Consider the following 9,803-nt stretch of genomic DNA (forward strand, 5'->3'; position numbering starts at 1 on the left):
GTAATATAAGAGGGATTTCGAGAACCTCATATGGCAAAGGGGCGGAGGGAAACGGTGAGACTCCTGTGGGAAGTGCGTGGTAGATGAGACCCCGCAGAGCGTTAGCTCGAGGAGGCTCATCACTCGCCCACGGAAAGCGAACCTTTTCCCGGAGCCCCTAAACTCCAACGAAAGTCTCGAAATCAAGTTTTCCACAATCCTGCCAGATTGTTTAATAAGCATTCATTACCTTGCTGCCAAAATTTAAAAAGGCGGAAGATTCAGATATAATGGAAGAGAGATTACAAAAAAGGAGTGGTTGGATGTACGATGTAGCGATTATCGGTGCCGGGCCTGCTGGTGCCAGTGCCGGACTTTTCACTGCAAAAGCCGGAAAGAAAACGATTCTTTTTGATAACGGGAAAAGCATTACTGCAAAAGCCTGGGTTGAAAACCACTACGGCGTCGACCCTATCGAAGGTCCGAAGTTGTTGGAGCAGGGCCAGAAACAGGCCCAGAAATTCGGAGCGGAAATCGTTCAGGATGATGTCGTTTCCATTGAAGAAAAAGGAGAACTCTATGTCATTCAAACATCCGAAGGCAGTTATGAAGCCTCGCACGTCATTTTTGCGACAGGGATGTCAGTCAAGGCAGCTGAATCATTCAGGCTGGATGTCGTTGAAGGAATCGAACCACGTGTGGCGAAGATCATACAGACCGACGAGCATGGACGTACATCGAAGCCAAAAGTGTGGGCTGCCGGAACCGTTGCTGGTGTTAGTGTCCATACCATTGTCACATCGGGGGACGGAGCGAAAGTCGCCATCAACGTCATCAGTGAATTGAACGGCAAGCGTTATGTAGATCATGATGTGCTGGGTAAATAAGAAGAAAACAAAGCCCCCGGACTTTTTTCAGACCGGGGGCTTGCTTTATGATTTTTCATCATCTGGCGGGTTGAACCGTCCGACACCGAGTTCTCTCCCCTCTTTGTAAATCGCCTTAACAAAACTGATGACCATCATCAACATGATGATCGAAAATGGCAGGGCTGCGATGATCATCGTATTCTGCAACGCCTGCAGTCCACCTGTGTAAAGAAGAGCCAGGGCTGTTGCCGATAACAATCCTCCCCACGTCAGCTTGATCGATGTTCCCGGCGTTTCAGAACCACCGGTTGTCATCATCCCGAGGACAAAGGTCCCGGAATCTGCCGATGTGATGAAGAAGGTGGCAATCAGCGTCATCGCGACAATGGAAGCCAGCCATCCGAGCGGCACGTTCGAGAATACACCAAACAATGATTCTTCTGTAGCCAGAGAGGAAATCGTATCAATGGCATTGTGCTCCAGTTGAATAGCGGTACCACCGAAGGTTGCAAACCATAAGAATCCAATGATTGAAGGTACAACCAGGACCGTGAAAACGAACTCACGAATACTCCTGCCTCTTGAAACGCGGGCAATAAATACACCGACAAACGGTGACCACGCAATCCACCACGCCCAGTAAAAGATCGTCCACGCATTAATCCACTCTCTTGTTTCCTGATTGAGTGGAGCGATCCGGAAGCTCATGGTAGGCAGGTATTGAAAATAGGCGCCGATGGAACTTGTGAAGATATTCAAAATGAACATCGTCGGACCTACAATGAATACCAGAAGGAATAGAAGACCGGCAAGCGCCATGTTCGCATTACTGAGGATTTTGATTCCTTTTCCTAAACCTGTCCACGCAGAGATCATGAACAAAACGGTGACGATGGCGACGATAATGAATTGAACGACAATACCGGTCGGAATATCAAAAAGATAAGAAAGTCCTCCATTGATCTGCACGGCGCCAAATCCAAGGGTTGTCGCAACACCGATTACAGTCGCGATGACGGCAAGAATATCGATCACCTTCCCAAATACCCCTTCTGCCGTTTTTTCCCCAATCAACGGTTTCAACGTGGCACTGATAAGACCAGCATGGCCGTGGCGGAAGTTGAAATAAGCAAGCACGAGGGCAACGATGCCGTAAATCGCCCATGCATGGATGCCCCAGTGGAAGAAAGTGAACCGCATCGCGTCTTTAATGGCCTGATCGGTTCCAGTCTCCCCTGTGGGTGAACTGAGGGCATAGTGACTGATCGGTTCTGCCGTGCCCCAGAACACGATCCCGATTCCCATGCCTGCACTGAAGAGCATCGCAATCCATGTTGGACGCGAAAACTCGGGCTTCTCCCCTTTTTTCCCTAACTTGATTCTCCCAAGCGGGGTAAAAAGGAACGTAAGACAGACGAGCACAAAGAGAGTGACGACGATCAAATAATACCAGCCCAGTTTGTTGGCGATGAAGCCTTTGACGGTTGTGGTCGACTGTTCCAAACCTTCCGGCCAGACCACACCGATGATCACAAGCACAAGCATGATTCCAGCTGAGATTTTGAAAACGGTATTGAATTTTTTCATCTGTAAGCGATCCCTTCCAAAAAAGATTGTTAGAGATAGTATCTTTCCCACTGCTTTTCCTATTCTCGTGGAGGAAACTGAAAAATAATAAAGTTGCTTTCCCTTGCCATACCTGTCAGACTTGAATAGTTAAAGATAGTAAAGATACTCCGTATGAACGGACCGCTTTTATAGAAGAAAAAATCATGGAGGTGAAGACGATGATTGAAGTACGTACGTCTACACTTGAAAACGAAGAATTGAACCGCGGTATTTTCGCGCAAAGGGATATTGCCAAAAACGAACTCATCCACCAGGCTCCTGTGATTCCTTATCCGAATGAAGAACACGTGCACATTGAAAAAACCCGCCTGGCTGATTATGCGTTTGAATATGGCGAGAACCACACCGCTTTCGTGCTCGGATACGGTATGATGTTCAACCACTCCTATGAGCCTAATGCTAACTATGTCATCAATTTCGAAACACACACGTTTGACTTTTATGCTTACAAAGACATCAAAGCAGATGAGGAAGTGTACATCAACTACAATGGATTTGTTGATGAACAAGAACTTCTTTGGTTCGACCAGTACGAAGAAGAATCATAATGAATCATATCAAAAAAGGTCGTGACTAGTGTCACGACCTTTTTTATTAGCGAGGGCGGCGCTCCTGGATATCAACAGAGATTTCAAAGATATTAATCATTCCGGTCATCTCCTTTGTTTTGTTGTTACTTTAAGTATAGAGCGCTTTCCATTTCTTTCTAACGGCCGTTGGTGTGATTTGCCTTCATCCTCTGGTCTGAAAAAGGACGGAGGGTAAAGGGTGGAGACGATTCGGCCTTCTGTCTCAGAGAGATACATACTGATAAATGCTCAAACCCGCCGATAAAAGCTTAAAAGTAATCGATAAAGTCTCAAAAGCAACGGATAAATGCGCAAAACCGCTCACAAGCAGATTCTATGTAAATACGCTCAACAAAGAAAACGCTCGCGATCGAGGTCGCGAGCGTTTCGTTCTATATATTCAGCGGGGGCGGCGCTCTTGGATATCTGTAGAGACTTCAAAGACGTTGATCATTCCGGTCATCTCCTTCGTTTTTGTTGTTACTCTAAGTATAGACCGCCCCGCCTCTCTTTCTAACAGCCCTTGGTGTGATTTCCCCTCATCCTCTGGACCGAAAAAAGACGGAAGCCAACCGCCTTGGTGGCTTCCGTCTTACGTCTCTTCATTCAATCAAACCAGCCTTTGTTTCTGAACCAGATGAACATCGCAACCGCTACAGCAATCATGATCCCCCATACGACAAAATAGCCGTATTCCGTCTGCAGCTCCGGCATGTTGGCGAAGTTCATGCCATACACACCAACAATGAATGTCAGCGGCATGAAGATGACACTGATGACGGTGAGAATCTGCATCGTCCGGTTCGTTTCATGGGAGTTCAAGGAAAGGTAGCTGTCCCGGATATCCTGGGTCATTTCCCTGTTTGATGCGACCATGTCCGCCACTTTGATCAGATGGTCATGGATATCCGCAAAGTACTCTCTCCGATCGAAAACCCCGTCCAAATGCCGGGTGTTCAATATTCGGTACAACAGATCCCTCATCGGGTGGATCGTCTGCCTCAACGTCAGCAGTTCACTGCGGCGATCGAACAATTCCTCAAGCAGCCTTTCCATAGACAAGTCTTTCGTATTATCTTCAATTTCGTTGATATGGTCCTCAATTTTATAAATGATCGGGAAGTAATGATCGACGACTTTATCGAGGATCTGATGAAAGACATAATATTCGTCGACATCCTGATGCTGTTTCGTATTTCTGACAATCTTTTTCGCTTGTTCCAAGGGTTCATTCTTTTCCTTGTGAAAAGTGACGAGCGAACACTCGCCGAGAAACACATCGATTTCCTCCCGCTCAAGCGTCTGCGGATTTACGGAATGAACGACGATGAAGCTGTGATCATCATAATAATCGAGCTTCGGGCGCTGCAGTCCGTGCAGGCAGTCTTCCACCGCCAAGGGGTGAAACTCGAACGTTTTCTCTAATAGTGTCACTTCCCCTTCAGAAGGCTGATTGAAGTCGACCCAGTACCAGTCCCAGTCCCCACTGGAAAGTTCTTCGATGGAAAGATCATCTTGCAGTCCTCGTTCTTTGCTATAAGCCATAACCTCAATCATGCGTTTCACCTACCTATGTACGTCTTATTCTTTTATAACCGTAAACGAAAATATTCAAACAACCATTCTCACTTATGGTACGATGAAAGAAAAGACGGAACGGAGGCACGCGGATGCTGCAACGATTAAAAAGTGATGAACAATTGAACGGACAACGAGTGACATTGCGGGCAATCACCGAGAAGGATATCCCCGTTTTGTACCAGTTGATCTACAACGGCGACCAACCGGAATGGAAGAAATGGGATGCCCCCTACTATCCGCTGGAGCCTCATACACTCGAAAGCTACCGCAGTCATGAAAAAGCCCGTATCCACAGGCTCGGGCCAAACGAACCCGATTCACGACTCATCATCGAAGTGGATGGAAAAACCATCGGAACCGTCACGTATTACTGGGAACACAAACCTTCCCTATGGCTTGAAGTCGGGATCGGCATCTATGACCCTGACTATTGGAACGGCGGCTACGGATCGGAAGCGCTTGAGATTTGGGTGGACTACCTTTTCCGCACGCTCCCTCTCGCCCGTGTCGGTTTGACGACATGGTCCAAAAACGAGCGGATGATGCGTGTCGGTGAAAAACTCGGGATGAAAGTCGAAGGCCGGTTAAGGAAATGCCGCATTTACGAAGGGCAGTTTTATGATTCGATCCGCATGGGAGTCCTTAGAGAAGAATGGATGAAACGCGCGTAAAAAAACGCTTGGCCCGAACAGCCAGGCGTTTTCTTTTTTTCTGCCGTTCTATACGACTGATTGGGTTTTGCCTTTCACCTCGTAATACCTCATTCCCCTCGGTACACCTCTCATTTGAAATTCCCCCTGCAAAACAAGGTTACGGACACGATACTCCAAAAAGCTGTCCCCGACGACTTGGGACGAATGCCCCAGCACCTCTCCGATTAATCGAGCGGCTTTTATGTAGTCACCATCCTCACTCTCGCGCTGAAGCTTTTCCAACGATTGGATGAGGATTCCATCAAAATGGTCTTCAGATGTCGAGTGTATGCCGTTCTCAAAGATCCGAAGATTTGTATTTTCATTTGATAACGTCCGCCACTCTTCCTGATAGGCTTCCATGCTCTCTTTAGACACAGGATTCCTTGAAGGCAACAAACTCACAAAACGGTCTGGGGACAATTCTCCTGTGTGAAGCGGAAAATCTAGAGCATCCGTTACTTGAACAAGATCGATCGGGTTGGTTTTACTTTTCAAAAGGTGCATCACAAAACATAGACCTGTCTGTTCATGGGCATTGGTCCCGACCCATATCGTGAGAGGCACATTCGCTGGAATGGATGTTAGTTCATCCATGATTCTCAATAAATCTTCTTCCATATGGATCCACTCTTCATCATCCATAATCAGATGGGCAAACAGCCAATCTTTCCGCTTCTTGATCCCCTCTTCTTTGTCCAAGTGCTGTATCGGCCCGATAGAAAACATCGGAGAAAGAGCCAGAACTTCTTCCTTTGTCTCTCTTTGTTTCAGAGCAATCTGCAATGAACCTTTCGCAGATTCACTAAAGACGATATGAACGCGTTCGATGGTTTTGCCCTCTTCTGTTTGGAAAGGATGCAAACGTTCATCACAGACCTGTTCCGTTCTATTCTTCATTTCTTTTACCTGACTGAGCCACTCACTTTCAGAAATCTTCCCTTCTTCTACATAAGAAAAGAGCGACCACTGATGGAGTAAAATGGCGCGGAGTTCATCCTCCTTTAATGCTTCCAGTTTTCTTTTGCTCGATGCATTCATCATTCCCTCTCCTTATCCATTGAAATTCCTTTCATGACTTCCTCTTCCTACGGATAAAGAAATAGAAAAGTTTCATTCCATAAAAAAACGAACACCTCTGTAGGTGTCCGTTTAATTCATGGATACACTGCTCATAAGACCAAGATATAAAGACCATACAACCATGGCACTGACAAAAAAAGTACCTGGCAGCGAATTCCGCCTGATCATCACCCCGGTAAATAAAAGGAAAATAACAGTTAAAGCGAGAGAGGATAGACCGATCAGATTCGGAGCGAAGGTCAAAGGGCCCGCCCCTTCCACTGTCGTGAATACACGGAAAAGGACAGAAGGTTCCTGACGCTCCAACGTTTGCGCAATATTATGCGGGGTTTCCTGTTCGGTCATATATCCTGTAATCGTATAGATGAAAACAATGAGAAGACTCTCCGCTTTCCACCAGCGCTTGGGTGAGAAGTCAGCATCCTCTGCTACTAGACGCTTCATGAGAAAACCATTGATGAAAGCAAACAGCAGGAGGACCACAAACAGGAGGTGTTTGATCAACAGCGCCTGGCCATAAGATAGCATCCACGAATCCAGGATACTTTCTGATAGAAGAAAACTCATAGCGACACCTGTCAACACAATCCATACGATGCACGCGATGGCTGTCTTTGTAAACCAGCCAACAAAAGACTCCCAGTGGTTTTCCCTCTCAGAAAAAAAGCTGACAACGAGGAGTATACCGGACCATACGCCGACAGCCATGAAATGAATCGCATGAAAAAGTGCTCCTTGAACAGACGCGGTGCTCGCAGCGTGACCCGTTATGCTTTGAGTGAGGATCATCCCGACGAGGATGAATAAACTGAATGAGTAGGCGACCTTTGGGCTTTTGATCATGTTCAGGACGATGGCATGAAGGACAGCCAGGGACAATAATAGCAGCCAGGCCTGTCCCCCTTTTAACTGGGTAAGAACATGAAATAAACTCTCCCATAAGCCCCCTTCTCGATATTCATGCAGCATGGCTGCCAGCTGCATGACTGGATAGACAGCTAAAACAGGTACAGACAGAGTGATCGTAGTCCATGTTTTTCTACGTTGGGCAAGCTTTTCATCAGTAAAAGACAAGAGGCTTGCACCGATGAGAATGGAGAGGCAAGCATAGAAAGCTCCATTCGTTAACGCATGAATCATGATTTTTTCCTGATCCCCAGGAATACGAGCACAGCAGTAATTAGAAGGCCAAATCCAAGTACCGGTACAATCCAGACCATTGATTCATTCCCTTGTTCAGATGCCGCCACCTGCTGATCTTCAGACTCTTCTCCTTCCGCATTTTCACCTTCTCCTGAAGCTGCTTCCGGTTCCTCTGTCTCAGATGCTTCAGGTTCAAACGCCTTGTCGTTCACTGTATATTGAAACGTCAACTGATTTTCCATGACATGCCCGTCCTCGCCGATGATGCTGTAAAAGACCTCAATGTCTCCACCAGCTGCTTCTTCGGGAATGTTGAATGCGATCACGTTATCCGGGGAATGGGTATAGTTGTCTATTTGGAGTTCTTCTCCATTCTCCCCCGTCACCGTTAAGGTTGTAGGCTCCTGAACTTTGGAATCGAAGGTCAGTGTGACACCAGGGTTTTCTGATGATAACGCACCTCCTGATTCAGGTTCTGAGCTTTCAAGATGTGTATGTGCCTCGACCGTCACCGGCAGGGCAAGTACGACTAATAAACATAACAGGGATATATATTTCATGATTTCTGCTCCTTTACTCTTTTATAATGGTTACGTACAAAAAGGGATTTTGGTTCACTCCCCCTCTAATTTATATCAGAGCAAAGGTAGTTATTCCAGAAGAAAAAACGGACAATTCGGTGAACACAAAGGATGAATAAATCCGTTTCAAGGATTATTCGATTGACGTTTTCCTGCCTTCTTGAAGAGTATAACTATTACCGCTGATCCTTATCATGCGACCATTAGAAACGAGTACAGATCCACCATCTTCCATTGCAAGGATTCGACTACTCTCTTTGTCGCTCAAAAAAGAGCTTTTCCCCTCCATTTCAGCTTTGTAGTGACACCATATCCTGTAATTTTCTACAAGATTCAGACCTTCATGTAATCCTGCTCTATCATTTCCTAAAAGGATAGCTCCTGCACTTTGCCCGAAAATGATGCCGCCTCGTTTGTAAAACTCAGAGAGAGCACTGGAGAAACCACTTTCGCTCACCAATCTTCGCAGCTTCAAGGAACACCCTCCGCTGATATAAATACCTGCGAACGTCTGAATATCCACGACTGAATGATTATTAAGATCAGTCCACATCTCAAACTGAGTCACACCATATGGAATCAGACATCTTTTTATGTAACAGAAACTTTCCTCATGCGGCCTCCGCACAGGATCACCAGCTACAGGAATATACAAAAGAGGTTTGTCCTTGTCCATTCTTTCTGCGAGCGTTTTATGAGCTTCCTTGTTCTGCTTCGCGCTTCCTCCACCTGAAAGAATTAAAGTTCCCATTCCACTACACCTCTACTTTTATGAAACATGTTCGACAGAAAAACAGTCCAATCACTTACGCTTCCTCATATAAAGAAAAAGGACAAAGAGCTACGACATATCGTACTGGAATGGCAAACTTGAATTCCCACTCACTTTTTCCAATTATTTCAAAGCTTCACGAAATACTCAATTCTTTATGTAAACATGCAGACGTTCTACATGATACGATACGAGTAATGAAGGATAGCAAAAAGGAGCCCGTTACCTATGTACAAAATTCTTACAGGAATCTTCTTACTAACCAGCATCGTTTTCGCTTATCTTTGGTTCGATACAACCAGGTCCTCAGAAATCGATACGTTTACGAGAGATGCCGCCACTTCTGCTGTGTCCGAACTTCCTTTTCGTATTGAAGACGTCATCCTATCTTTTGACTCGTATCATAGCGAAGAAGATGAAAAAGCGAATTTCTACGCAGAGACATTACTCACCCGCAGCCTCCAGCAACTGACCGGCAATCAAAGATTATTGAATGCAGCTGAGAGATCGAGTGAATTGGAAAAAGGGTATTTCCGTAATTATTCGAATGAGTTGTTCAAGCTTCGATCGGTGATTACTAAGGAATCATTTACAAATGAGGAATCAGACAAGGTAGAGGAGATTACGGCTGCTTTAAAAGAAATCCATTCCGATGTGCAATACATTATTGAAAAAGAATCGTTCACAGTATCGGACAAGGAAAAAATGCAGGCCCTGACAGAAACGATCCGCACATTTAATGATCAGTTTCTATCGTAGGTATCACCGCCGTCTATAAAACTATATGGCAGGTTTGAAGACTCAGTTTCGAGATTTTTGTTAAGTGGATGGGGGCTGCGGGTAATAACTCGCTTTCCGCGGGAGCGCGGTGAGCCTCCTCGGACTGCGTCCTGTGGGGTCTCACC

The 9,803-nt window shown here is 45.9% G+C and carries 10 protein-coding genes; 4 read left to right on the forward strand and 6 right to left on the reverse strand.

Features of this window, described 5'->3' with window-relative positions; all coding sequences use genetic code 11:
- The first annotated feature begins 302 nt into the window (after positions 1 to 302).
- Positions 303 to 866 carry an FAD-dependent oxidoreductase gene (locus VKA52_RS04855; RefSeq protein WP_326314398.1) on the forward strand — a complete coding sequence of 188 codons (564 nt, stop codon included), beginning with the start codon at positions 303 to 305 and terminating at the stop codon, positions 864 to 866.
- A gap of 45 nt (positions 867 to 911) precedes the next feature.
- On the opposite strand, the gene VKA52_RS04860 is transcribed toward VKA52_RS04855, so the two are convergent.
- Positions 912 to 2,435 (reverse strand): BCCT family transporter, encoded by a 1,524-nt coding sequence (locus tag VKA52_RS04860; protein WP_326314399.1) that lies wholly within the window; start codon positions 2,433 to 2,435, stop codon positions 912 to 914.
- A gap of 200 nt (positions 2,436 to 2,635) precedes the next feature.
- Between VKA52_RS04860 and VKA52_RS04865 the strand changes: the two genes are divergently transcribed.
- A complete protein-coding gene (locus VKA52_RS04865) occupies positions 2,636 to 3,025 on the forward strand; it encodes an SET domain-containing protein (RefSeq protein WP_326314401.1) in 390 nt (129 codons plus the stop codon).
- A 627-nt stretch (positions 3,026 to 3,652) separates the two neighbouring features.
- Here the strand turns inward: VKA52_RS04865 and corA are convergent.
- A complete protein-coding gene (gene corA, locus VKA52_RS04870) occupies positions 3,653 to 4,603 on the reverse strand; it encodes a magnesium/cobalt transporter CorA (protein WP_326314408.1) in 951 nt (316 codons plus the stop codon).
- A gap of 113 nt (positions 4,604 to 4,716) precedes the next feature.
- Between corA and VKA52_RS04875 the strand changes: the two genes are divergently transcribed.
- A complete protein-coding gene (locus VKA52_RS04875; protein ID WP_160912781.1) occupies positions 4,717 to 5,298 on the forward strand; it encodes a GNAT family N-acetyltransferase in 582 nt (193 codons plus the stop codon).
- 48 nt (positions 5,299 to 5,346) lie between these two features.
- Here VKA52_RS04875 and VKA52_RS04880 read toward each other — a convergent pair whose 3' ends face one another.
- From VKA52_RS04880 to VKA52_RS04895, 4 genes are all read right to left on the reverse strand, one after another.
- Positions 5,347 to 6,360 carry a DUF1835 domain-containing protein gene (locus VKA52_RS04880; RefSeq protein WP_326314403.1) on the reverse strand — a complete coding sequence of 338 codons (1,014 nt, stop codon included), beginning with the start codon at positions 6,358 to 6,360 and terminating at the stop codon, positions 5,347 to 5,349.
- 111 nt (positions 6,361 to 6,471) lie between these two features.
- The gene (locus VKA52_RS04885) at positions 6,472 to 7,542 is read right to left on the reverse strand and encodes a copper resistance D family protein (protein WP_326314404.1); all 1,071 of its coding nucleotides are present in this window, start codon (positions 7,540 to 7,542) and stop codon (positions 6,472 to 6,474) included.
- Positions 7,539 to 8,105, reverse strand: a complete 567-nt coding sequence (locus VKA52_RS04890) for a copper resistance CopC family protein (protein ID WP_326314405.1) — start codon at positions 8,103 to 8,105, stop codon at positions 7,539 to 7,541. The genes VKA52_RS04885 and VKA52_RS04890 overlap by 4 nt, the downstream gene beginning before the upstream one ends.
- Before the next feature lie 154 nt (positions 8,106 to 8,259).
- Complete coding sequence (locus VKA52_RS04895; RefSeq protein ID WP_326314406.1) at positions 8,260 to 8,877, reverse strand: Type 1 glutamine amidotransferase-like domain-containing protein; 618 nt, start codon at positions 8,875 to 8,877, stop codon at positions 8,260 to 8,262.
- Positions 8,878 to 9,126: 249 nt separating this feature from the next.
- On the opposite strand from VKA52_RS04895, the gene VKA52_RS04900 reads away from it, so the two are divergent.
- Positions 9,127 to 9,657 carry a hypothetical protein gene (locus VKA52_RS04900; protein WP_326314407.1) on the forward strand — a complete coding sequence of 177 codons (531 nt, stop codon included), beginning with the start codon at positions 9,127 to 9,129 and terminating at the stop codon, positions 9,655 to 9,657.
- Positions 9,658 to 9,803: the final 146 nt, after the last annotated feature.

The organism is Halobacillus sp. HZG1 (assembly GCF_035818575.1).
GTDB classification, from domain to species: Bacteria; Bacillota; Bacilli; order Bacillales; family Halobacillaceae; genus Halobacillus; species Halobacillus litoralis.